The sequence below is a fragment of the Micromonospora sp. NPDC050784 genome (assembly GCF_044456765.1).
Lineage (GTDB): Bacteria > Actinomycetota > Actinomycetes > Mycobacteriales > Micromonosporaceae > Micromonospora > Micromonospora foliorum.
On sequence record NZ_JBITGG010000019.1, the window covers coordinates 54796 to 77333 of the forward strand.

Here is a 22538-nt window from a genome sequence, read left to right on the forward strand (position 1 = left end):
AAAAATCCGCACCACGGACGCCTTCTCGGCGTCGATCGTTTGCGTTGACCGCCGCGGCGCTCATCGGCGCCGCCGGCCTCGTGGCACCGCTGCCGGCGTCTCCCGCACAGGCGGCGACCGACGCCTTCAGCTGCACCGGAGCGGCGGCGTTCTTCAACTCGACCACGACCGGCACGCTCGTCCGTCGCCAGTACAGCACCCCGGGCCGCGACGGCGGAGCCTTCACCGCCGCCACCACCATCGGCCCCGCCGGTTGGCAGAACTTCGGTCGCATTCTGGGTGGGCCGGACGGCCGGGTCTACGGCATCAACTCGACCGGCCTGAACCGCTACCGATGGACGGGCAGCACCTGGGAAACCGTCGACGGCAAGCAGAGCTGGATCATCAGTACGAGCTTCACGAACTACGCGACGGCCAGCTTCCGTGACAAGATCACTGTGGACCAGATCGGCGACTTCTACGCCGTCGACGCCCAGGGCAAACTGCGCTGGTACCGGTTCGACGAGCCGACGCGGACGTGGACCATCAACGCGCGCGTCATCGACACCGGCTGGGACCGGTACAACCTGATCGTGGCCGGCGCCCCCGGCGTCCTCTACGCCCGAGCGGCCGACGGCAGGCTCTACCGACACCGGTTCGACCCGGCGAGCCAGCGGTGGCTGCTCCGTGACCGCCTGGTTGGTTCGAGCGGCTGGCAGGGGTTCACCAAGGGGCTCTTCTCCGCCGGCGGAGACACGCTCTTCGGCATCCAGGCCGACGGCGACCTGCTCCAGTACCGCTACCGCGAGGACAACCTGTCCTGGGCGCTGACCGCCGACCCGATCGGCACGGGTTGGGCCGGCTTCCCGAACGTCTTCACCACCACCAACACCTGCCGGCAGGGGGCGATCACCAGCCCCGCGCTGCCCGCCGCTCCGGTGCAGCAGAACGCCCCGTTGGCGGTCGCGCAGGCCCCGGCCGCCGGCACCGCGCTGGGCAGCCTGGAGATCGCCTACAGCGACAACATCGGCCAACTGCGGCACGGGCGCGCGAACCCGGACTCGCTGTCTTCGATCCAGTGGTCACCGGTGCCCGGCACGGAGGCGTACACCGGCAAGCCGTCCGTGGTCTCGGACGCTCAGAACCGGGTCACCATCGTCGCCCACGAGACCACCAGCAACGTGGGTTCGTTGACCCAGAAGACGCCGGCCATGCCGGACTGGAACCCGTGGCTCGCCCTCGGTGGGGCGATGCGCTCGGAGCCAACCGCTGTCCGTCTCTCGGACGACACGCGCGCGGTCTTCGCCCTGGATGCCGATGGCGGGCTGTGGCACCGCCGACAGGACGGCACCGCCGGAGATCTGCTTCCCTGGACGCCGCTGGGCGGCGCCGGCCTGACCGGTACGCCGGTCGTCGTGCCGGGCACGGACGGCACGGCCACCCTCCTGGTGGCCAACGCGGCCGGCACCCTGCAGACCGCCACCTACAAGGGCGGTGCGCTGACCTCCGCCTGGGCGGGGTTGGGTGACGTCGGCTTCGTGGACACGCCGAGCGTGGTGACACTGCCCGGCCGTCGCCTGATGGTGTTCGCCCGACACAGCGACGGAGTGGTCAAGAGCCAGTTGCAGAACACCGACGGCACCTGGCCCGGCACCTGGAACGCGGTCGCAGACAGCGGCATCACTCCGGTGGGCTCCCCGGCCGCCGTCCTGAGCCCCAACACCGGGCGCATCTCGGTCTTCACCCGTACGGCCGACGACACCATCCACCACAGCCGACAGACGGCCGCGGGCTCCACCGCCTGGGGCAACTGGGCCAGCGCGACCATCCCGGACGAGACCTATCCGACCGACCCGACGGCATTCGTCTTCCAGAACTCCAGCGGCACTCGACTCGGGTTCGTGAGCCGCACCGCCAACGGTTCGGTCCGGCTCTACGACATGGACGAGTCGGCCGCCTCGCTCACCACCCGGAACGCCACGGCTCCGGACGTGTCCTTCACCAAGCGGGAGATCCCGCAGCCCCGCGACTGACCAGCACCGGGCCGTCGGCCGTCGGGGTGACCCACCCCGGCGGCCGACGGCCGCGAGGGCGCCTGGCGGGCGACCACCCCCGCCAGGAGAGGCGGCCTAGGCGAACGCCATGACAACGCCCACCACCGTGGCGGCGATCGTGAGCCCGCCGACCAGATAGACCCACCCGGCGTTGAGCCCGACCCCCTTGCCCTCGATCTTGTCCAGCCGACTGGCCAGATCGGCGAGATGCACGGAGTGGCTGTCCCGCACCACCTCAAACTCGACCCTGGCGATGAACGTCTTGGTCTGGTCGGAGAGAGTCTGCCGGAACTCGTTGACGCTCTCGAAGCGCTTCTCGGTGGCGGTCTCCGCCTTCGAAACCGCCTTGTCGGCCCCCGCGAGAGCCAGCTCGACCTGCGCGGCCTGCGATTCAATCTTGGTGGTGATGTTCGCCAGCTTGGCGTCGATCAGCCGTTCGAGAGCATTGAGGCGCAGCTCCATACGCCACTCCACCGCGTGATGCAGAACATCGGCCGGGTCGAGGTTCCTCGGGGTCGACTGTTCGCTGTTCACCGATCACAGCTCCTCCCCCTTCCGGCGAACTGATCGACGCAGCGACGCCCGGAAGATGCGCTCCTGCTCAGGTCAGCGATGAAACGAATCCACTCCGCGACGCTGAGGCAAGCCCACCATAAGCCGGACGGCTAGCAAAAGGCCAGGTCAGGACCCATACGCGACACACCAATGACCTACCGTAGTCGGGTCAGCGGGGTCACTGACCGGTCCGTGCCGTCGTAGCTGCGGGCGGCGTCGAAGTCGCCCGTCGGGCGCTGCCCACCGGTGACGGCGCGGGCCAGCCGCAGATCCGCGTTGCGGAACCGCAGGGCCAGGCTCAGGTGCGGCACCCACACGTCGGGCGCGTGCCACGGGCGGTGTCCGTCGGCTTCGGCGAGGACGTCCCAGACGGCGGCGTGCAGCGCGGTCAGCTCCGGGGTGGGTCGGACGAGCCAGACCAGCGGGGCACTGCCGTCGAGGACGACGACCCGGTCGAGCGTCACCGGCACCGGCAGCGCGGCGTCGAACAACCCGGCCAGGCGGTGCTCGACCCCCGGTGGGAACTCGTCGACGGCGGCGAGGGTGAGGTGCGGCCGGTTGGTCGGATGGATGTTGCGAGCCAGGCTCGGCAGACCGGCGGCCGCCAGCCGGCCCCAGACCGCCCGGACCGCGACCTCCAGGTCGGGCGAGCAGACCAGTTCCACCGTACGCATTCAGCCACGCTACCGGGGTAGCCGCTGGTGACGACGTCAGAGCCAGCCGTTGTCCCGGGCGGTGCGGACGGCCTCGGCCCGGTCGGCGGCGCCGAGCTTCTGCACGGCGGCGGAGAGGTGGTTGCGCACGGTGCCGGTGGACAGGTGCACCCGACGGGCAATCACGGCGACCGGGGCACCGACCTCGGCCAGCCGCAGCGTCTCCAGTTCCCGAGGGGTCAGCGGGCACGGAGGCAGAGTCAACGCGTCGGCGGCCAGCGACGGGTCGACGTAGCGGCCTCCGGCGTGCACCCGACGGATCACGTCGGCGAGCGCCCAACCCGGCGAGCCCTTGGGCAGGAACCCTCGGGCGCCGGCGGTCAACGCCTGGCGCAGGTGCCCGGGTCGACCGTGCCCGGTCAGTACGACCACCGCGCAGTCGGGTCGGACCCGGGTCAGTTCTGCGGCTACCGCGATGCCGTCCAGGCCGGGCATCTCCAGGTCCACCACTGCCACGTCCGGACGGTGCGCCAGCGCAGCGGTAACGGCTGCCTTCCCATCGGCGGCGTGTGCCACCACCTCGATGTCCGGTTCCAGGCCGAGCAGCGCGGCGACGGCGACCCGGATCAGGTCCTCGTCGTCGGCGAGCAGGACGCGGATCACGATGGCGCCGGAACGGTGGCTTCGAGGGTGAAGATCGTGTCCTCCCGGCGTACCCGCAACTCGCCCCCGGCAGCGGCGAGCCGGTCGGCCAGCCCACGCAGGCCGTGGCTGTGCGCGTCCGGGCCACGGTCGTCGGCGCCGTCGTTGGCCACCGTCATCCTGGCCACGTCATCCTCCCGGTCGATGCGGATCCGGCACCAGTCGGCCCGGCTGTGCCGCAGGACGTTGGTGCTCGCCTCGCGCAGCACCGCCGCCAGCTCGATCGCGGCGGGCTGCGGAAGGTCCGCCGGCAGTGGCAGAACCTCGCACCGCACCCCGCAGGAGCGCAGCACCCCCACCACCGCGGTGAGCTGTTCGTCGAGGTCGACGGCCCGGTAGCCGTGCACGGTCTCGCGTACCTCGGTGAGCGCGGAGGCGGCCAGGCGTTGCACCTCGGCGGCTTCCCTCCCGGCCCGTTCCGGGTCGACCGGGGCGAGCCGGGCGGCGAGTTCGGCCTTCAACGCGATCACCGTGAGGCGGTGCCCCAGCACGTCGTGCACATCGCGGGCGAAGCGCAGCCGCTCCTCGGCGGCGGCCAGCCGCGCCTGGGCGGCCTGGCCCTGCCGGGCCTCCACGAGCAGGTCCCAGAACCAGACCTGGAACCCGTTGACGGCGGCCACGGCCACGCCGATCCCGCCGGTCACCGCGAGGTGGCGCGGAACGGAACCGCCGGTCCACCAGGCCACCGCGACCGCCACCGCCAGGACGCCGACCGCCACCGCCAGCGCGGCCCGCCAGCGCACCAGCAGCGGCGTCATGCCGATCAGCGCCGCACCGAGCCAGGCCCACGTCGGCCACCTGCCGGCCGCCACCGGACCCACCAGCGGAACCGTCAGCACCGCCACGCCGACCAGGCTCAGCTCGGCGCGACGCCGCCAGCGCGGGTCGAGCCACGGCGTCACGGCCGCGTACAGGACGACGGTCTGGGCGATCACGAAGGCGAGGATGCCGACCGCGCCGAGCGCCACGCGGCCCCGGTCGGGCTCGCGGGTCAGGCCGACCGCCGGAAGCAGGACGCTCGCCCAGACACCGGTGGCCAGCGACACCAGCGTCGCCCGCCGGGCGCGGCGCAACCGGCGGTCCGCCCGGGGAGTCACCGCCTCGCTCGCCACGCACTGATCCTAGGACCGCCCCGCGCACGGTCCACCCCTGCGAACCGTCACGGTCGGACCGTGCGGTCCGCACGCTTTTCCCGTGACGAACGGGTCTGCCGGCCACCCCGGGGACACCGGCAGGGTCGAGGCATGGAAAACAACCAGATGTACGCGGACAGCCTCACCGCCGTACCGTCGCCCGCGCCCCTGCCCACCGACGAGCCGGCACCCTCGACCCCGACACCGACCACCGCGGCACCGGCCGCCTCGGCAACGGCCAAGAGCAAACGGCGGCTGCTGTGGCACCTGGGCGAGATGGCCCTGGCGATGGTCGCCGGGATGCTGCTGCTGGGGCCGTTGTGGGAGCTGGCCGGCACCGCGCTGGGCGTCGGCGAGGCGCTGGCCCGGCCGGAGGTCGCCGCACTGGTGATGGCCACGAACATGACCGTCGGGATGACGGTGGGGATGCGCTACCGGGCGCACAGCTGGCCCGCGGTCGGCGAGATGGCCGCCGCGATGTACGTGCCGTTCCTGCTGCTGCTCGTGCCGTTTTGGGCCGGCCTGATCGACGCCGACGCGCTGCTGCTCGGCGGGCACCTGCTGATGATCCCCGCGATGGTGCTGGTGGCGGTTCGGCACCGACACGAGGCGCCGGCGCCGGTACGCCGACACCGGGTCGTGGTGGCGCTCGCCCACCGCTGGCCGGCCGGGTTGGCGCTGCTGATGACCGTGGACATGTGGGTCGACCCGAGCGTGCTCAGCCCGTGGACGATGCTGGTGCTGCCCGGCGGCTACCTGGTGATCGGCATGGTCCGCCGCACGCTGGGCGGGCGGGGGGTGCTCGCCACCCAACTCGCCGGTCTGGCCGTCTGGGTCGCCCTGACGCTCGTCGCGGTCGTGGCCGGCGGGCGGACCGCCGCCTGGCTGGTGGCGTTCGGGTGGTTGGCGCACGCCGGTTGGGACCTGGCGCACCACAACGGCCGGGTGGTGCCGCGCAGCTACGCCGAGTTCTGCGTGGTGCTCGACGTGGCCCTCGCCGCGGTGATGGTGCTGGCCATCCTGACCACCGACGCCTGACCGAGGCCGCCGCCGAGATGGTGGAACAGCCGCAGCACGGGCTCGGGGAGCGCTCTTGTGGCGGTCGCCGCAACGGCCCGGACGGCGTGATGAAAGGCTTGGCGCATGAGTTCCGCACCTGCACAGCACGACGCACCGATTGACGCCACCCCCGACGGCACCGACGAGGTGAGCGCCTTCACCGAGCTCGGGCTGCGCGCCGAGCTGCTGGGCGCGCTCGCCGCCCTCGGGTACGAGGAGCCGACCCCCATCCAGCGGGAGGCTATCCCACCGCTGCTGGAGGGTCGGGACCTGCTGGGTCAGGCGGCCACCGGCACCGGCAAGACGGCTGCGTTCGCGCTGCCACTGCTGAACCTCATGGCGGCCCACCGCCAGGGCGGCGACCCGGTGGCGCTGGTGCTGGTGCCGACCCGGGAGCTGGCGGTGCAGGTCTCCGAGGCGTTCCACCGCTACGGCAAGGATCTCGGCGCGCGGGTGCTGCCGATCTACGGTGGGCAGCCGATCGGGCGGCAGCTGCGGGCACTGGACAGCGGTGTCGACGTGGTGGTGGCCACCCCCGGGCGGGCCCTCGACCACATCGCCCGGGGCACCCTGCGCCTCGGTGGGTTGGCCACGGTGGTGCTCGACGAGGCCGACGAGATGCTCGACATGGGCTTCGCCGAGGACATCGAGGCGATCCTGGAGCACGCTCCGGCGCAGCGTCAGACGGTGCTCTTCTCGGCCACCATGCCGTCGCGCATCGACGGGATGGCCCGCCAGCACCTGCGGGAGCCGGTGCGGATCGAGATCGGCCGGGAGCAGACGGTCGCGGGTGAGGCGCCCCGGGTGCGGCAGAGCGCGTACATCGTGACCCGGGCGCACAAGCCGGCCGCGCTGGGACGGGTGTTGGACGTGGAGTCCCCGACCGCGGCGATCGTGTTCTGCCGCAGCCGGGAAGAGGTCGACCGGTTGACCGAGACGATGAACGGTCGGGGCTACCGCTCCGAGGCGCTGCACGGTGGCATGAGCCAGGAGCAGCGCGACCGGGTCATGGGCCGGCTGCGGGCGGGCACGGCCGACCTGCTGGTGGCCACTGACGTGGCGGCCCGTGGGCTGGACGTCGAGCAGCTGACCCACGTCGTCAACTACGACGTGCCGTCCGCCCCCGAGTCGTACGTGCACCGGATCGGTCGGGTGGGTCGGGCTGGCCGCGAGGGTGTGGCGATCACCCTCGCCGAGCCGCGCGAGCACCGGATGCTCAAGACCATCGAGCGGGTGACCGGCCAACGGATCACCATCGACAAGATCCCCACCGTGGCCGACATGCGCACCCGGCGGCTGGAGCTGACCCAGGCGGCCCTGCGCGAGAGCCTGCTGGAGGACGACCTCGACCCGTTCCGGGTGATCGTGGAGACGTTGACCGACGAGTTCGACCTGATGGAGGTCGCCCTCGCCGCCGTGAAGCTGGCCCACGAGGTGACGTCGCCCGGCTCCGACGACGAGGAGGAGATCCCGCAGGTTCCGGTCCGCGGGCCGCGCGAGGGTCGCCCGGAGACCGGTGGCCGGGGCGGCGACCGGCGGGGCGGTGGCCGGCCACGCTCCGGCGGCGGCAACACCGTCCAGGTCTTCGTCGGCCTGGGCCGACGCGCCGGGGTGCGCCCACAGGACCTGGTCGGCGCGATCACCGGGGAGACCGGCATCCGCGGCCGGGACATCGGTTCCATCGAGATCGCCGACCGGTTCTCGCTGGTGGAGGTGCCGCAGGGGGTGGCCGACGAGGTCATCTCCGGGTTGCGCTCCAGCACGATCAAGGGCCGCAAGGCCACCGTGCGCCGGGACCGCGGGGGCGACGAGCGCTGAGCACGCCGTCGGCGACCGCCGGGGTACGACGGTCGCCGACGCCGGTCAGAGGGCGTACGGGCCGAAGCGGCCCCAGGCCACCACGGCGGCGAGGACGAGCAGCACCGCGCAGGTGATCGCGCCCTGGATCTCGGTGCGACGCCCCTCCGGGGTGGCCTGCTGCTTCCGGCCGCGCAGGTGCACCAGGATGCCGCCGATCATGACGATGACCAGCCCGACGGCGGCGAGCGGGGTGAGCACGGTGGCGATGCCGGCGAGGCCGGGCAGCACGAGCCCGACGGCGGCCAGCAGCTCGACCGCGCCGAGCGACTTGACCTGCGACGGCGGGACCGGGTCCACCCACCGCATCACGTCGCGCAACTTCTCCTTGGGCTGGCTCAGCTTGGCCAGCCCGACGCCGGCGAAGACGGCGGCGAGCAGGATCTGAATGATCCAGAGCACCACGTTCACGGGGGTTCCTCCAGGGGGCCGCCTCGCGGCGGAGAGGTGGGCGAGGGTGCAGACGAGACAGTAGACCTCCGCCCGCGTACCAGAAGGGCCCCCGCCGTCGCAAGACGGCGGGGGCCCGGATGGTCGGAGCGTCAGACCGCGAAGAGCGCCGGACCGTCCAGCGTCTTCACGTCGGCCGGGCGCAGCGCCAGGGCGAGCACGTCGGCCACGTCGGCCAGGGTGTGCACGGTCAGCGCCTCGCGCACCTCGGTCGGCAGGTCGTCCAGGTCGGGCTCGTTACGCGCCGGGATGATCACCTCGGTGAGGCCGGCCCGGTGCGCGGCGAGCAGCTTCTGCTTCACCCCACCGATCGGCAGCACCCGACCGGAGAGCGTCACCTCACCGGTCATCCCGAACTCGGGGCGGACCGGACGACCGGTGACCAGCGACGCCAGGGCCGTGACCATGGTGATGCCGGCGCTCGGGCCGTCCTTGGGCACCGCGCCCGCCGGGAAGTGGACGTGGATCCGGCGTCCCGCCAGGGCGTTCGGGTCGATGCCGAACCGCCGCCCGTTGGAGCGCAGGTAGGAGAGCGCGATGTGCGCCGACTCCTTCATCACGTCACCGAGCTGGCCGGTCAGGGTCAGCCCCGGCTCGCCCTCCATGCTGGTCGCCTCGATGAAGAGCACGTCCCCACCGGCGCCCGTGACGGCCAGGCCGGTGGCCACGCCGGGCACGGCGGTCCGCTCGGCCGATTCCGGGGTGAACTTCGGCCGCCCCAGGTAGCCGGCGAGGTTGTCGGTGCCGACGCGTACCGGCGTCGAGTCCGTCGCCAGCGCCACCGCCACCTTGCGCAGGATCTTGGCCAGGGCACGCTCGAGCTGCCGGACGCCGGCCTCCCGGGTGTACTCCCCCGCGATCAGCGCGAGAGCCTCGTCGGCGACGCTGACCTCGTCCGCGGTCAGCCCGGCCCGCTCCCGCTGCCGGGGCAGCAGGTGGTCACGGGCGATGGCGACCTTCTCGTCCTCGGTGTACCCGTCCAGGGTGACCAGCTCCATCCGGTCCAGCAGGGGGCCGGGGATGGACTCCACCACGTTGGCGGTGGCCAGGAAGAGCACGTCGGACAGGTCGAGGTCGACCTCCAGGTAGTGGTCCCGGAAGGTGTGGTTCTGGGCCGGGTCGAGCACCTCCAGCAGGGCGGCGGCCGGGTCACCGGCGTAGCCGGCGGCCAGCTTGTCCACCTCGTCGAGGAGCACGACCGGGTTCATCGAACCGGCCTCGCGCAGCGCGCGGACGATCCGACCGGGCAGCGCCCCCACGTAGGTGCGCCGGTGCCCGCGGATCTCCGCCTCGTCGCGGACGCCGCCGAGCGATACCCGGACGAAGTTGCGCCCGAGCGCCCGCGCCACGGACTCGCCGAGGCTGGTCTTGCCTACACCGGGAGGACCGGCGAGGGCGAGCACCGCGCCGGAGCCGCGACCGCCGACCACACCGAGGTTGCGCTCGGCACGCCGGTTGCGCACCGCCAGGTACTCCAGGATGCGGTCCTTCACGTCGGCCAGGCCGGCGTGGTCGGCGTCGAGCACCGCCCGGGCCGCGGCCAGGTCGGTGTTGTCCTCGGTGCGCGTGCCCCACGGCATCTCGAGCACGGTGTCCAGCCAGGTACGGATCCAGCCGGCCTCCGGGGAGGCGTCACTGGCCCGCTCCAGCTTCCCGACCTCGCGCATGGCCGCCTCGCGTACCTTCTCCGGCAGCTCGGCGGACTCGACCCGGGAGCGGTAGTCGGCCGAGCCGTCCGGCTCGTCCTCGCCCAGCTCCTTGCGGATCGCGGCGAGCTGCTGACGCAGCAGGAACTCGCGCTGGGACTTCTCCAGCCCCTCGCGGACGTCACTGTTGATCTGCTCGGTGACCTCCTGCTCGGCCAGGTAGTCCTTCACCCAGCCGACCAGCAGCTCCAGCCGGGCGGTGACGTCCGGTGCGGCGAGCAGCTCGTTCTTCTGCTCCAGCGTCAGCCAGGGCGCGTAACCGGCCGAGTCGGCCAACTCGGAGAGGTCGGTCATCCGCTCCACCGCGTCGATGACCTGCCAGGCGCCACGCTGCTGGAGCACGGAGGTCACCAGGGCGCGGTACTCGCGGGCGAGTTCCCGGGCCCGTCCGGCGTAGGCGGGTTCGTCGAGTTCGGTCGCCTCGACCCAGAGGGCGGCGCCGGGGCCGGGCACGCCGGAGCCGATCCGGGCCCGGGACAGGCCGCGGATGACGGCGGCGGGCTCACCCTCGGGGAGCCGGCCGACCTTCTCGATGGTGGCGACCACGCCGACCGGCCCGTACTCGCCGTCGATGCGCGGCACGGCCAGCAGCTTGCGGTCGCCGGTCGCCCGCGCCGCGTCGATCGCGGCCTGGGTGGTGGGGTCGAGGGTCACCGGGATGACCATGCCGGGCAGCAGCACGGCGTCGGTCAGGGGAAGTACCGGAAGAGTTGCCATCGAACACCTGCTATCGCGTTGAGTTGAGCGTGTCTCACTCAAGTAACAAAGCGTTCCCCTTGTTCCGGCCTGTGACCCAGACCACTCTTCCGCCCGGTCCGTCGGGTCGCCCGGGACCGGCGGGCGACCCGACGAGACGCCTCAGGTGAGCTTGCCCTTCACCGTGTTCACCACCGAGCCGACCACCCCCGGGTTGGTGCCGTAGAGGCGAGGGTCACCCGGGGGCAGCACCGGTTCCGGCGCGTTCGCCCGGGGGTTGTCGTCGTACCGGAACTCGCCCTTGCCGTCCGGCGAGGGCCCGGAGGCCCAGCGCCCCTGGGCGGCGTCGGTGCCCGAGGAGAAACCCAGGTACGTGTAGCCGTACTCCTCGGTGAGTTCGCCCGAGTCCGGGAACGCCTCCGGCACCGGCATCTCCTCCAGCCCGTCCTCCTTGAGCTGCTCGATCGCCGCCAGCCACATGTTCTGGTGCATCGTGTCGCGGGCCAGCAGGAAGCGCAGCATCTGCTTGACGCCCGGGTCGTCGGTCATGTGGAACAACCGGGCGACCTGGAGCCGACCCTGCGCCTCGGCGGTGACGTTGAGCTGGAAGTCGGCCAACAGGTTGCCGCTGGCGGTGATGAACGAGCCGTTCCAGGGCACCCCGTTCGAGTCGGCCGGCAGGGCGCCACCACCGCCGTGGATGAAGTGCGCCGGGTTCTCACCGGCGTAGGTCGCGGCGCCTCCGGGGTCCTCCGCGATCCCCTCGGTCAGCGACAGCGGCGCGTTGTCCAACAGTCGGGTGATCATCGTGACGATCATCTCGACGTGGCCCATCTCCTCGGTGCCGACATCGAGCAGCAGATCCTTGTACTTGCCGGGCAGCCGGCAGTTCCAACCCTGGAAGAGATACTGGTTGGCGACGGTCATCTCGCCCCACTTGCCGCCCAGCACCTCCTGCAACCGCCGGGCGAACGCCGCGTCCGGGCCGTCCGGTTTGGCCTCGAACTGCAGATCCTTGACGTGGCTGAACATCCAACCTCCTCGGTACCAGAAACAGGTAGCGAGGCCGTTCCCGCCCTGCTGACCCGAGCGGGCCAACCGGTGTCCCGCCCGGGTCAGCGCAGCGGCAGCAGCACCTCCAGCGCCACTCCACGGGGCCGCAGCCGGTACGCCCGCAACGCTCCCCCGTCCGTCGCGACGAGCTGCCGCGCGATCCACAGACCCAGGCCGGACATCCCGACGGCCGGCGCCGGACGCCGCAGCGCGACCAGCAACGCGTCGTCGACCCGCCCCTCGTCGGTGACCAGGATGCTCAGCCCGGGGCCGCGCAGGGTGGCGTAGAGCCCGACCTGTCCGTCCGGTGGCCCGTGCCGCAACGCGTTCTCCACGAGGTTGACCAGCACCTGTCGGGTTCGTCCGGCCGGCACCGGGCAGGAGGCCGCCCGTCGGGTGGCCCGCGCCCGCCGGCGGCCGACCGGCACCAGCGCGGCGGCCTCCCGCAGGATGCCCGCCAGCGGGACGGCCGGCTCCGGCTGCGGGGGCGGCGTCAGCACGCCGGTGCCGGCGGTCGCGTCGCGCAGCAGGCTCTGCAGGTGGGCTGCCTGGTCGCGGGCCAGCTCAGTGATCGCCCGACGGTCGTCGCTGGTCAGCTCTCGACGCTCGTCGGCCAGCGCGCGGGTCAGTGAGGTCAGGGTGGTGATCGGCGTCCGGAACTCGTGGCACAGCACCCGCAGCAGCAGGTCCGAGTCGGCCTCCGTCGGTCGCCTCTCGCCGGGTGTCGGTTCGATGTGGTGCAACCCTCGCAACAGGTCCCGCAAACCGTGCCGTACGCGCATCCACCCGACTCCCCTCGTTCGGTGCGAACCCGCATGATCGGTACCCGCTGGGGAACGGCCCAGACATGCCGGGAGCCTCCACCTTGCGACTCGTCGTCGTGGACGATCACCCCCTGTTCGTCCGCGGCCTGGAGTTGCTGCTCCCGATCACCACCAACGGTCGCGCCGAGGTGGTCGCCTCGACCGGCGACGCCGCCGCGGCCGCGGCGCTGGTCAGCAACTGCTGCCCCGACCTGGCCCTGGTCGACCTGCACATGCCGCCGCCCGGCGGCATCCGGGCGGTGGCCGCGATCCGGCGGACCACCCCACGGGTACGGGTGGTCGCGATGTCCGGTTCCGCCGACCCCGGGCCGGCGGTGGAGGCGCTGCGCGCCGGCGCCGAGGGGTTCCTGCCCAAGACCAGCGAAGCCGAGGAACTGCTGCCGCCGCTGCTGGCCATCCTCGACGGCTGGGCGGTGCTGCCGGCCGAACTGCTGCGCGCCATGTTGCGGCCCACCCGCTCCGCGCCCGTCGACCTGGACGGCGAGGAACGGCGGCTGCTGCGGGCGATCGCCGGCGGTCGCAGCACCGTCGACATCGCCGAAGAACTGCACGTCTCGGAACGGACGGTGAAACGGATGACCGCCGCGTTGCTGCGCAAGTTGCGGGTCTCGAACCGGGCCGAGGCGGCCGCCATCGCGGGTCACAGCGGCATCCTCGGGGAATGACGCCTCGTCATCGGGCCGATTCACGGTTTTGCTCGGTAACGGAATCGCGACGCGCCGAATGAATGGAAGGCATATTGTTGCGGATTACCGGGGTGATAGGTCAGACTTTGGACACATCCCGCCGCACACAGGGAGTAATCGGCAATGGCGAGAAAAGTAATCACGGTCCTGACCGACGACCTCGACGGTGGGAAGGCCGACCGGACGGTCGAGTTCAGTCTCGACGGCGTGGCCTACACGATCGATGTCTCCGACGAGAATGCCGGCGTCCTGCGCAAGGCGCTCGATCCGTACATCAATGCGGGTCGGCGGATCGGGCGCGGCCCGGTGGAGAGCACCCGTTCAGTCCGACGGCCGGGGCGACCCGCCGGCGCGGGAATGGATCGGGAGCAGAACCGGGCCATCCGGGAATGGGCCGTCAAGAACGGCTACAAGATTTCCGAGCGCGGCCGGATCCCGGTTGAGGTCGTCGAGGCATACAAGAGCCGCTGACGCGACTCGACGGGGCCCCGCCGGAAACGGCGGGGCCCCGTCGTATGTCCGGGCACCGACGTGACGCGGCGGCCGGCCACCCCGGGCTGTCGCCCCGGGTGACCGGCCGCCGTTGGTACGTCAGCTCAGTTGACGTCGATGCGCACCGAGTCGAAGGCGGGGGTCTGGTTGGCCCGCTCCATCATCGGCAGGCGGTGCGAGCCGTCACCGGCCCAGACGGAGCACTGGGCGGTACCCGACTCCGGCAGACCCGGAATCTGGATCGTCACCTCGTCGGGCTGGGCGCCACCGCGGCCGTCCTCGGTCGCGACGAAGAACGCGGGCACCTCCTGCGGCTCCGGCGGAGCGGTCAGGCTGTCCAGCATCCGGCAGGCGGTGTGGAAGTGACCGCGGACCAGGCCCTGGTCGTTGAGCAGCGAGCTCTCCACGTAGTAGCCACCCTGGCCGGCGGCCAGGAAGCGGTCCCGGATCAGGTTGCGGGTGCTGACCCGCAGGGTGAAGGGCTGGTTCTGGCCTACCTGCTCGGGGAACTGGGTGATCAGCAGCGACGGGTTGTTGGCCGCCGCGCCGACCTCACCGAACTCGGTGCTCACGCAGCGGTTGCCGTTCTGGAAACCGTCGTGCGGCTGGAGCCGGCTCTCGTCGCAGTCGTTGGCGAGCACGCCCAGCCCGGCGCCGGGCTCGGTGCCACCACCGTTGTTGCCACCGCCGTTGTTGCCGCCACCGGGGGTGGTGGTGGGCGTGCTGCCGCCGCCGTTGTTGCCGCCACCGGGGGTGGTGGGCTGCACCTGGCACTCGGCGAGCTGCGCGAGGCCCTGCGGCCGGGGTCCGACCCGGTCGATGGCGGTCGTGATCCGGTCCAGCACGGCGCGCCGCTTGCCGGCCAGCGGCTGGAGGATCGCGCTGCGGATGAACGCCTCACCCTTGCTGCCCTCGGCGGCCAGCCGGCGGTCCGCCTCGGCGATCTGGGTCTGCAACTGGGCGAGGTTGCGGTCCACCTCGGCCCGCGCCCGGTCCGGCACCTGCGGCAGTTTGGCCGCCACATCCGGACAGGCGACGGCCGTGCCGGTGCCCACGGTGCCGTCCTTGCCGTCCTCGCACTCGGGGACCGACTGCTGTCCGTCACCCCAGTGATTACGCACCCACCGACCGTTCTGCCAGGTCCGGCTGGTCGAGCCGGCACCAGTCGGCGCGGTCGCGCCCGGGCTCGGCTCCACGCACTGCCCCGCAGCCGGACGTGGCTTATTTGTCCGCCGGTCCTGGGCCGACGAAATCTGAGTCACGGCGACAACTCCGCCGAAGACCGCGAGCGTGCCGACAACTGCCAGCAGACGCTTGCTCCGCGCGTTGCCGGAAGGCCGGCGCGCCCGAGTGGACCTGCGCATCGAATTGCTCTCCTTCTCGATCCGGTAGTGGATTTCTGCCCTCGGCGGACCGACGGATGTTTGAGGTGGCACGCCGCGGTGGGGACCCACCGTGACCTACCCGGTAATGCGTCGATGGCCGACGATGCCCTTTCCGCACCGTCTCCCGCGCCCGGGAGCGCGGTTGGGGAGATCCTGTTCATTCGCGCAGGAGTACGGGGCGGCGGCCGGGAAGGTTCAACTGACGCACAGGAAATTGCCGCGGCCCGGCACGGAGCCGGTGCGGAGCAGGGATCAGCAGGTGAAACGGGCGCCGGTCAGTCGGCGCAGAGGTGGTCGAAGGCGAACCCACCGACCAGTTCGTGGCGGCGCTGGCTCAGCGCGGCGATCTGCGCGGTCCACTCGGTGCGGGGCAGCAGGTCCGCGACAGCGTTCTCCCGCAGTCGCTCGCCCACGGCGACGGCGGCGAGATCCTCGGCCAGCCGGGCCGCGTCGACACCGCAGGAGAAGCGGTGTTCGGTCACCGAGACCCGCTCGACGAGGCAGGCGTCGGGGCGTACCTGCACCCAGCTCCACCCCTGCGCCGGCCCGTCCACCCAGCGGACGTGCAGCCCTCGCACGATCGGGTCGGCCACCTGCCCGGCCACGTACGCCTCGACCGCCGCCGCGCGGGTCAGCGCACCGAGGTCGTTGACCGGCCCGGTACGCCCGTCTGGCAGCCGGCCGAGGATGTCCCGGAAGCCCACCGGCGCCGGTTCGGTCTCGTCGCCGGTGGTCCCGCCGTCGGCGTAACTGCGCGCGTCGATCACGTACTCGACCAGGCGGCGGCCGTGCTCGGCGGCCCGCAGGGTCGGCGAACCGATCCGCAGCACGGGCAGGCCGGCGGCGGCGCTCACCGCGTCCTTGAGTCGCTCCACGCGCTGCTCCGCCGAGCCGGGTGACGGCTCCGGGCCGATCTCCACGGCGACGACCGGACGGCCGGTGTCGGCGGCGTAGACCACGAAGTCGAAGCTGGCGCGGCTCGCCGAGGTCCACTGGCTGCCGGTGACACCGGGTGGGCGACCCTGGACCAGCTCACTGAGCCGGCGTGCCGACAGGACCCGGTGGCCGGCGCGGCTGAGCAGCGCGTCGCGCCCCGCCTCGGCGGGCATCGCCCGCAGCCAACCGCGGTCGTCGCTCCCGATGCTCGTCATTTGCCTGATCCATCCGCCGGTCGGTCGAGCCGGGCCGAGTCTAGGTGGTCGATCATGGGCCACCGACTTCTGATGTGACCGGGATCACAGCAGCGCCGATGTTCCAGGGATGGTCGACGGGTGTATCCAGCGACGCCGGTACCGGACCGGCCCGGAGGTGACCATGTCGCGACAGCAGTTCGGCTTCCTCGCCGGGTTCCTCGCCGTGGCGGTCTCGGCGCTCGCCGGCGTCGGGGTGGCCGCCCTCGCCGTGCTCGCCGGCCTGCTCGGCTGGCTGGTCGTCCGGGTGCTCGACGGCGACCTGGCGGTGACCGGTCTCGGCGACCGCACCGACGCTCGGCGACGCCGATGACCACCCGCCCGTCCATGGGGACGAACCCCAGCACCGGACTGGCCGCCGGGACGACCGGTTCGGGGCGTCGCCCGGGCGACGCGGGGGACGTCGCACGGATCGCGGTGCAGGCGGCCAGCCTCGTGCCGGGCGTGTCCGTCGTCCGCCCGGCGGCGGTCCGCCTGGATGACCGGTCCGTCGGACTCGACCTGCACCTGATCACCTGGTACGGACACAGCGTGCCGACGATCGCCGAAACGGTCCGGGCGGTGGTCGCCGAGCGGGTGGCCGCCCAGACCGGGCTCAGCGTAGCGGTGGTGACCGTCACCGTGGACGACCTGCTCGTCCCCGGGGTCGATTCCTCCGCAGTCGGCACCGCCGCACCGGAGGACGGCTGAGATGCGCACCGCCAACCGGGTCGCCTCGGTGCTGCTGGCCACCGCCCTGCTTCTCGGCGGCACGGCGACGGCCGTCCAGGCGTTGCTGCTCACCCTGCACCGCCCGACGCTGCTCGACACCACCGGCTGGTTCGACGCGCTGAGCGGCACCCGGTGGCGTGACCCCACGGTCCGGGCCGTCGCCGGCGGGGCGCTCCTGCTGGGCCTGGCCCTCCTCGTCGCCCAACTGCGCCGCTGGACACCGGTCCGCCTGCGCACCGACGAACGCGACGGCTGGCACCTGCACCGACGCTGTGTGGAGCGGCGGCTCGCCGACGCCGCCAGCGCGGTGCCGGGCGTCCTTCGCGCGCGGGTGCGGGTCCGACGACGCGACGGCCAGTGGCGTCCCCGGGTCCGCGCGACCGGCGACCCGGCCGCCCGGGCGGAGATTGAGTTCGCCGTGCACCAGGAGTTGCACCGCCTCACCGCACCCCGCCCCGCCCGGATCGACGTCCGGCTGCTGCCTCGGCGGCGGCCGGCGTGACCAACGCCGGGCACCGACTGTTGTGGACCATCATCGCGCTGCTGCTGGTGGCGAGCGGCGCGACGGCGCTGGCGGCCAGCTTCGGCACGCTGCCCGGCGCTGACCCGGCGGCGATGCTGCTCAGCGCCGAGCTGGTCGACCGGTGGCGGTTGGCCGCGCCGTGGAGCACCCTCGCCGCGGCGGTCGCCGGGACGTTGTTCGCACTGGCCGGGCAGCGCCTGCTGGTCCGGGAGCTGCGGGGCCCGGACGGCACGCTGCGCGGCGTCCTGAGCCACCCCGGACGCCGGCCGGGCCGCACCCGGGTGGCCGCCGACGTCCTCGCCGACGCGCTGGTGCGCGACCTGACCGGCAACCCCGGGGTACGCCGGGCCCGGGTGGTGCTCACCGGCGCGCCACCGCACCCCGACGTGTGGATCCGCGTGGACCTCACCGCCGACGCGCCGGCCGCCGGCGTACGCGAGCACGTTCGCGCCGCCGTCCGCCGATTCGCGGCGACGACCGACTGCCAGCCCGCCCACCTCGACGTGACCGCCCGCATCGAGCCCGGCCACCCCTGACCCGGCCCGCAGGGCATGATCGGTGCCGGTGGCGAACGGAGGTACGCGGGTGCGGGTGGTGTCGCTGGTGCCGTCCCTGACCGAGGCGGTGGCGCTGACCGTGCCGGGAGTGCTGGTCGGAGCCACCGACTGGTGCAGCCACCCGGCCGGTCTCGACGTGGCCCGGGTCGGCGGCAGCAAGTACCCCGACCTGGACCGGGTGCGCGCGCTGCGACCGGACCTGGTGCTGCTGAACGTGGAGGAGAACCGCCGGGCCGACGCCGAGGCACTGCGGGCGGCCGGCGTACCGGTGCGGGTCACCTACCCGCGGACCGTTCCCGGTGCGTTGACCGAGCTGGGCGAGCTGCTGACCGAACTGGGTGCGCCGACGGAGCCGGCCTGGCTGCGGGCCGCCCGGCGTGCGTGGGCCACGCCACCTCGACTGGCGCCGACCCGCCGCGCGGTGGTGCCGGTCTGGCGTCGGCCGTGGGTGGTGCTCGGCGGTGACACGTTCGCCGGTGACGTGCTGCGCCGCCTCGGCGTGGTCAACACCTACGACGAGCATTCCGAGCGCTATCCCCGCCCGACGTTGACCGAGCTGCGCGAACGGAAGCCCGAGCTGGTGGTGCTGCCCGACGAGCCGTACCGGTTCACCGCCGACGACGGGCCGGAGGCGTTTCCCGGCGTACCGTGCGCCCTGCTCTCCGGGCGGCACCTCACCTGGTACGGCCCGTCCCTGGCCGAGGCGCCCGCACTGCTCGCCGACCAGCTGTCCCGGCCGGTGCTGGTCGGCTGACCCCGGCCGCCACCCGGCGGTCGAAACGCGGCCCGACGGCTCGTCCGGCGGCTCAGCGACTCGGCCCGACGGCTCGTCCGGCGGCTCAGCGACTCGGCCCGGCGGCTCGGCGGCTCAGCCGTCGGGTCGGCGGCGGGCGGCCAGGGTGCTGGCGCCGATGGAGACCGCCAGGGTCAGCACCACCACGGCCAGGGTCAACCAGACCGGCAGCTTGCCCACCGGCGTCTCGGCGAGAATCAGCTTCAGCCCGGCGAAGGCCAGCAGCAGCGCGAGCCCGTACCGCAGGTAGCCGAAGTGTCGCAGCAGACCGGCGAGGCAGAAGTAGAGGCTGCGCAGCCCCAGGACGGCGAACGCGGTGGCCGTCCAGACCAGGAAGGTGTTGGTGGTGATGGCGAGGATCGCCGCCACCGAGTCGATGGCGAAGACCACGTCGGTGGCCTCGATGGCGACGAGCGCCACCAGCAGCAACGTGGCCACGCGTCGGTCGGCCACCCGGGCGGTGAACCGGTCGTCGTGGTACCGGGGGTCGGTGGGCACCAGCCGACGGAACAGCCGGACCACGACGTTGCGTTCCGGGTCGACGTCCGGCTTTCCGCGTACGGCCAGTCGCCAGCCGGTCCAGATCAGGAACCCGCCCAGCACGAACCCGGCCCAGGCGAGCCGGTCCAGCAGCTCGGCACCGGCGAAGATGAACAGGAGCCGGAAGACGAGCGCGCCCACCACACCCCAGAAGAGCACCTTGTGCTGGTAGCCCGACGGCACCTGGAAGTAGCCGAAGAGGAGCGCGAAGACGAACACGTTGTCCACCGAGAGCGCCTTCTCCAGCAGGTAGCCGGAGAAGTACGCGACGGCCGGGTCGCCGCCGAGGCTCCACCAGACCACCAACCCGAACAGCAGGCCCGCGCCGATCCAGACGGCGCTCCACAGCAGTGCCTCGCGGAGCTCGATGACGTGGTTGTCCCGGTGCAGGAGCACGTCCACGGCGAGCAGCATCGCGATCACCGCGCCGACCGCCGCCCAGGCCCACAGCGGGACCGCGACCGTCGCCTCAGCCACCGAGGCCCTCCGCATCGACCACCGCACACCGCCCGTTACCAGGCCGGCCGGCCTTTTTCGAGCCTAGGTGAACGTCCGACCCGGCATCTGGCGGTCCGACGAAGTCGGCTCGGTCGCTCTCCGGGTCCGTCCCGGCCGCCCGAGCGGGCGCGGGCCCCGCTCTCCGCACCACCGGCGTGTCGCTGGGCTGCGGAGCAGGTGGCGGGTCCGCCGCACATCGGTGACGGGTGATCCGGCAGGATCGACGGTGACCGGACACATCACCCAACACGGCAGGAGATCCCCGCATGAACCAGGCAGCAGGCGCCCGTTCGGGCAAGCCCGAGGTTGGTCCGATCGAGGGTGCACCGCCGGCCGACCTCGTGATCGAGGACATCACCGTGGGCGACGGCCCGCAGGCCGAGCCGGGCCAGCTGGTCAGCGTGCACTACGTCGGCGTATCGCACTCCACCGGCGCGGAGTTCGACTCGTCGTGGAACCGGGGCGAGGCGTTCGACTTTCCGCTCGGCGGCGGTCAGGTCATCGCCGGCTGGGACCAGGGCGTCGCCGGCATGCGGGTCGGCGGTCGCCGCCGCCTGACCATCCCGCCGCACCTGGGGTACGGCGACCGGGGCGCCGGCGGCGTCATCAAGCCGGGCGAGACGCTGGTCTTCGTCGTCGACCTGCTCGGCGTGAGCTGACCGTTTGTCGGGGTCGCCGGCCCACACCGGCGGCCCCGCGCCGCGCCCGGGTATGACCGTGCGGGCCGGCCTCGTCGGCCGGGATCAGGCGGCCAGTTGCAGGTCGGTGGTCGCGACCACCGGGCGACGCGCGGCCTCGATCGGCGAGGCCAGCTCCAGAATCGGCATCACGCGGTGCAGCCCGCTGACGCGCAGCACCCGCGCCACCATCGGGCTCGGGTCGACCAGGACCAACTCGCCACCGCAGGCCCGCACGCGCAGATGCGCGGCGAGCAGCGTGCGAACGCCAGCGGCGGAGAGCAGCCGCAGCCCGGACATCTCCAGTTGGAGCACCGGGCGGGCCGGCGCTGACCACAGCGCGGACCGGAACGCGGCCACCGTGGCGATGTCGATCTCGCCGGCCACCCGCACGAGGACCATCTGGTCACCCACGCTGACCTGCACGTCGAGCCGATCGCTGTGCTCTTCCATGCCCAGAAATCTAGCCGCCACCCCCGACACTTTCGCCCCTCCGCGGAGTGATTCCGGGTACTCCCAGGGGCATACCCCGAGGCGCCCCACCTCCCTCTCGGGGTGGAGTCGGGGGCCCCGGGCGGCGCGCCGCGCGGGCGCGGAACCCGGGGTTCGACCGAGACCGGGGTGGAGAATAGGCCGATGCTGATCCCCCGGCCCCGGCCGCCCCGGCTGATCCGTCCCGTCCGCGAGCCGGCGACCAGCCCTCCGGCGCTGACCGGGGCATGGGCCCCCACCGACCACCGGCTCGACGAGGCCGAGCTGCTACCCCTCCCCGCGGGCGCCGTCGGCCCGGAGGACGTGCTGGTCGACCGCGCCGGACGGGTGATCAGTGGCGACGAGGACGGTCGGCTCTGGTGGTGGCCGGTCGACGCCTCGGCCGGCACCCCACCCCAACTACTGGCCGAGACCGGTGGCCGGCCGCTCGGCATCGAGCTGGACCCGTCCGGCGAGGCCCTGGTGGTCTGCGACGCGTACCGCGGGTTGCTGCGGGTCACCCCGGACGGCGCGGTACGCGAACTGACCGGAACGGGACCCCCGGTCCACCTGGCCAACAACGCGACGGTGGGCCGCGACGGCACCATCTACTTCACTGACAGCTCCGACCGGTTTCCGGTGTCCCACTGGAAGCGGGACCTGCTGGAGCACCGCCCCAACGGTCGGGTGCTGGCCCACCACCCGGGCAGCGGCCGTACCGAGGTGGTGACCGACGGGCTGTACTTCCCCAACGGGATCGCGCTGACCCCGGACGAGTCGGCGCTGATGCTGGTGGAGACCAGCACCCACCGCCTGCTGCGCGTCGAGCTGGGCGGAGGTGTGCGGGTCCTCGCCGACCTGCCCGCCTACCCGGACAACCTCACCTCGGTGGGCGACGGAACGTACTGGATCGCGCTGCCCAGCCCACGGGTGCCGATCGCCGAACGCCTGCTGCCCCACCCACGGCTGCGCCAGATCGCCGCCCTGCTGCCCGACGCGATGCAGCCGCAGCCACGCCGCTACGCGCTGGTCGCGCTGGTCGACGGCGCGGGCACGGTCCGCCGAACGCTGCACGGTCCGAACGGGCACTACTCGATGATCACCGGGGTACGCCAGCACGGCGACCAGCTATGGCTGGGCAGCCTGACCGGCTCCGGGGTGGCCCGCGTACCCCTGGGGTGATGGCCGGAGCCACGGACGCCGCGCCGGTCGCCGAAAGGGCGCCCGGCGGCGACCGGCGGCGTTGGGCTGACCGGTGGCGTTGGCGCTTACCGGCGCCGTTGAGTTGACCGGC

24 protein-coding genes are annotated in these 22538 nt (G+C 72.7%); 12 read left to right on the top strand and 12 right to left on the bottom strand.

From position 1 onward, the window contains the following. Nucleotides 1-44 precede the first annotated feature (44 nt). Nucleotides 45-2012, top strand: coding sequence for a tachylectin-related carbohydrate-binding protein (locus ACIBD9_RS24205; protein WP_396721079.1), 1968 nt, complete (start codon nucleotides 45-47; stop codon nucleotides 2010-2012). Between the two features lie 96 nt (nucleotides 2013-2108). On the opposite strand, the gene ACIBD9_RS24210 is transcribed toward ACIBD9_RS24205, so the two are convergent. From ACIBD9_RS24210 to ACIBD9_RS24225, 4 genes are all read right to left on the bottom strand, one after another. Then, nucleotides 2109-2495 (bottom strand): hypothetical protein, encoded by a 387-nt coding sequence (locus tag ACIBD9_RS24210; protein ID WP_396721081.1) that lies wholly within the window; start codon nucleotides 2493-2495, stop codon nucleotides 2109-2111. 248 nt (nucleotides 2496-2743) lie between these two features. Next, nucleotides 2744-3262: a 2'-5' RNA ligase family protein gene (locus ACIBD9_RS24215; protein WP_396721082.1), complete on the bottom strand. Its 519-nt coding sequence runs from the start codon at nucleotides 3260-3262 to the stop codon at nucleotides 2744-2746. A gap of 36 nt (nucleotides 3263-3298) precedes the next feature. Continuing rightward, nucleotides 3299-3904, bottom strand: coding sequence for a DNA-binding response regulator (locus ACIBD9_RS24220; protein ID WP_396721083.1), 606 nt, complete (start codon nucleotides 3902-3904; stop codon nucleotides 3299-3301). Then, nucleotides 3901-5055 carry a sensor histidine kinase gene (locus tag ACIBD9_RS24225; protein ID WP_396721085.1) on the bottom strand — a complete coding sequence of 385 codons (1155 nt, stop codon included), beginning with the start codon at nucleotides 5053-5055 and terminating at the stop codon, nucleotides 3901-3903. The genes ACIBD9_RS24220 and ACIBD9_RS24225 overlap by 4 nt, the downstream gene beginning before the upstream one ends. 132 nt (nucleotides 5056-5187) lie before the next feature. Here ACIBD9_RS24225 and ACIBD9_RS24230 point away from each other — a divergent pair, with 132 nt between their 5' ends. Continuing rightward, on the top strand, nucleotides 5188-6114 hold the full coding sequence (locus ACIBD9_RS24230) for a hypothetical protein (protein ID WP_396721086.1): 927 nt from the start codon (nucleotides 5188-5190) through the stop codon (nucleotides 6112-6114). Nucleotides 6115-6219: 105 nt separating this feature from the next. Next, a complete protein-coding gene (locus tag ACIBD9_RS24235; RefSeq protein WP_396721087.1) occupies nucleotides 6220-7953 on the top strand; it encodes a DEAD/DEAH box helicase in 1734 nt (577 codons plus the stop codon). A 45-nt stretch (nucleotides 7954-7998) separates the two neighbouring features. On the opposite strand, the gene ACIBD9_RS24240 is transcribed toward ACIBD9_RS24235, so the two are convergent. The 4 genes from ACIBD9_RS24240 to ACIBD9_RS24255 all read right to left on the bottom strand — a co-directional run bounded on the left by ACIBD9_RS24240 (nucleotide 7999) and on the right by ACIBD9_RS24255 (nucleotide 12679). Next, on the bottom strand, nucleotides 7999-8403 hold the full coding sequence (locus ACIBD9_RS24240; RefSeq protein WP_396721088.1) for a DoxX family protein: 405 nt from the start codon (nucleotides 8401-8403) through the stop codon (nucleotides 7999-8001). 131 nt (nucleotides 8404-8534) lie between these two features. Then, complete coding sequence (gene lon, locus ACIBD9_RS24245; protein ID WP_396721090.1) at nucleotides 8535-10865, bottom strand: endopeptidase La; 2331 nt, start codon at nucleotides 10863-10865, stop codon at nucleotides 8535-8537. Nucleotides 10866-11006: 141 nt separating this feature from the next. Next, nucleotides 11007-11876 carry a manganese catalase family protein gene (locus tag ACIBD9_RS24250; RefSeq protein WP_396721091.1) on the bottom strand — a complete coding sequence of 290 codons (870 nt, stop codon included), beginning with the start codon at nucleotides 11874-11876 and terminating at the stop codon, nucleotides 11007-11009. Between the two features lie 83 nt (nucleotides 11877-11959). Continuing rightward, nucleotides 11960-12679 carry a sensor histidine kinase gene (locus ACIBD9_RS24255; protein ID WP_396721092.1) on the bottom strand — a complete coding sequence of 240 codons (720 nt, stop codon included), beginning with the start codon at nucleotides 12677-12679 and terminating at the stop codon, nucleotides 11960-11962. A 98-nt stretch (nucleotides 12680-12777) separates the two neighbouring features. Between ACIBD9_RS24255 and ACIBD9_RS24260 the strand changes: the two genes are divergently transcribed. Both ACIBD9_RS24260 and ACIBD9_RS24265 read left to right on the top strand, forming a co-directional pair. Next, nucleotides 12778-13386, top strand: a complete 609-nt coding sequence (locus tag ACIBD9_RS24260; protein WP_396721093.1) for a response regulator — start codon at nucleotides 12778-12780, stop codon at nucleotides 13384-13386. A 144-nt stretch (nucleotides 13387-13530) separates the two neighbouring features. Next, on the top strand, nucleotides 13531-13878 hold the full coding sequence (locus ACIBD9_RS24265) for an Lsr2 family protein (protein ID WP_091397759.1): 348 nt from the start codon (nucleotides 13531-13533) through the stop codon (nucleotides 13876-13878). Between the two features lie 125 nt (nucleotides 13879-14003). On the opposite strand, the gene ACIBD9_RS24270 is transcribed toward ACIBD9_RS24265, so the two are convergent. After that, nucleotides 14004-15263: a hypothetical protein gene (locus ACIBD9_RS24270; protein WP_396721095.1), complete on the bottom strand. Its 1260-nt coding sequence runs from the start codon at nucleotides 15261-15263 to the stop codon at nucleotides 14004-14006. Between the two features lie 296 nt (nucleotides 15264-15559). After that, entirely contained in the window at nucleotides 15560-16435 is an 876-nt protein-coding gene (locus ACIBD9_RS24275) for a hypothetical protein (RefSeq protein ID WP_396721097.1), read from the bottom strand. A 163-nt stretch (nucleotides 16436-16598) separates the two neighbouring features. Between ACIBD9_RS24275 and ACIBD9_RS24280 the strand changes: the two genes are divergently transcribed. From ACIBD9_RS24280 to ACIBD9_RS24300, 5 genes are read left to right on the top strand one after another with little or no spacing between them, the layout of a single operon-like run. Then, nucleotides 16599-16787, top strand: a complete 189-nt coding sequence (locus ACIBD9_RS24280) for a hypothetical protein (RefSeq protein WP_396721099.1) — start codon at nucleotides 16599-16601, stop codon at nucleotides 16785-16787. Nucleotides 16788-16801: 14 nt separating this feature from the next. Beyond that, a complete protein-coding gene (locus ACIBD9_RS24285; RefSeq protein ID WP_396721100.1) occupies nucleotides 16802-17164 on the top strand; it encodes an Asp23/Gls24 family envelope stress response protein in 363 nt (120 codons plus the stop codon). A gap of 1 nt (nucleotide 17165) precedes the next feature. Then, nucleotides 17166-17687 carry a DUF6286 domain-containing protein gene (locus ACIBD9_RS24290; protein WP_396721102.1) on the top strand — a complete coding sequence of 174 codons (522 nt, stop codon included), beginning with the start codon at nucleotides 17166-17168 and terminating at the stop codon, nucleotides 17685-17687. Further along, nucleotides 17684-18244 (top strand): hypothetical protein, encoded by a 561-nt coding sequence (locus ACIBD9_RS24295; RefSeq protein ID WP_396721104.1) that lies wholly within the window; start codon nucleotides 17684-17686, stop codon nucleotides 18242-18244. The genes ACIBD9_RS24290 and ACIBD9_RS24295 overlap by 4 nt, the downstream gene beginning before the upstream one ends. A gap of 49 nt (nucleotides 18245-18293) precedes the next feature. Next, a complete protein-coding gene (locus ACIBD9_RS24300) occupies nucleotides 18294-19019 on the top strand; it encodes a helical backbone metal receptor (protein WP_396721203.1) in 726 nt (241 codons plus the stop codon). 114 nt (nucleotides 19020-19133) lie between these two features. On the opposite strand, the gene ACIBD9_RS24305 is transcribed toward ACIBD9_RS24300, so the two are convergent. Then, nucleotides 19134-20090, bottom strand: coding sequence for a TerC/Alx family metal homeostasis membrane protein (locus tag ACIBD9_RS24305; protein ID WP_396721106.1), 957 nt, complete (start codon nucleotides 20088-20090; stop codon nucleotides 19134-19136). Between the two features lie 272 nt (nucleotides 20091-20362). On the opposite strand from ACIBD9_RS24305, the gene ACIBD9_RS24310 reads away from it, so the two are divergent. Further along, nucleotides 20363-20755 carry an FKBP-type peptidyl-prolyl cis-trans isomerase gene (locus ACIBD9_RS24310; protein WP_387169650.1) on the top strand — a complete coding sequence of 131 codons (393 nt, stop codon included), beginning with the start codon at nucleotides 20363-20365 and terminating at the stop codon, nucleotides 20753-20755. A gap of 84 nt (nucleotides 20756-20839) precedes the next feature. Here the strand turns inward: ACIBD9_RS24310 and ACIBD9_RS24315 are convergent, their stop codons facing one another. Then, on the bottom strand, nucleotides 20840-21226 hold the full coding sequence (locus tag ACIBD9_RS24315; RefSeq protein WP_396721107.1) for an STAS domain-containing protein: 387 nt from the start codon (nucleotides 21224-21226) through the stop codon (nucleotides 20840-20842). A 183-nt stretch (nucleotides 21227-21409) separates the two neighbouring features. Between ACIBD9_RS24315 and ACIBD9_RS24320 the strand changes: the two genes are divergently transcribed. Further along, complete coding sequence (locus ACIBD9_RS24320; protein ID WP_396721108.1) at nucleotides 21410-22426, top strand: SMP-30/gluconolactonase/LRE family protein; 1017 nt, start codon at nucleotides 21410-21412, stop codon at nucleotides 22424-22426. Nucleotides 22427-22538 lie beyond the last annotated feature (112 nt).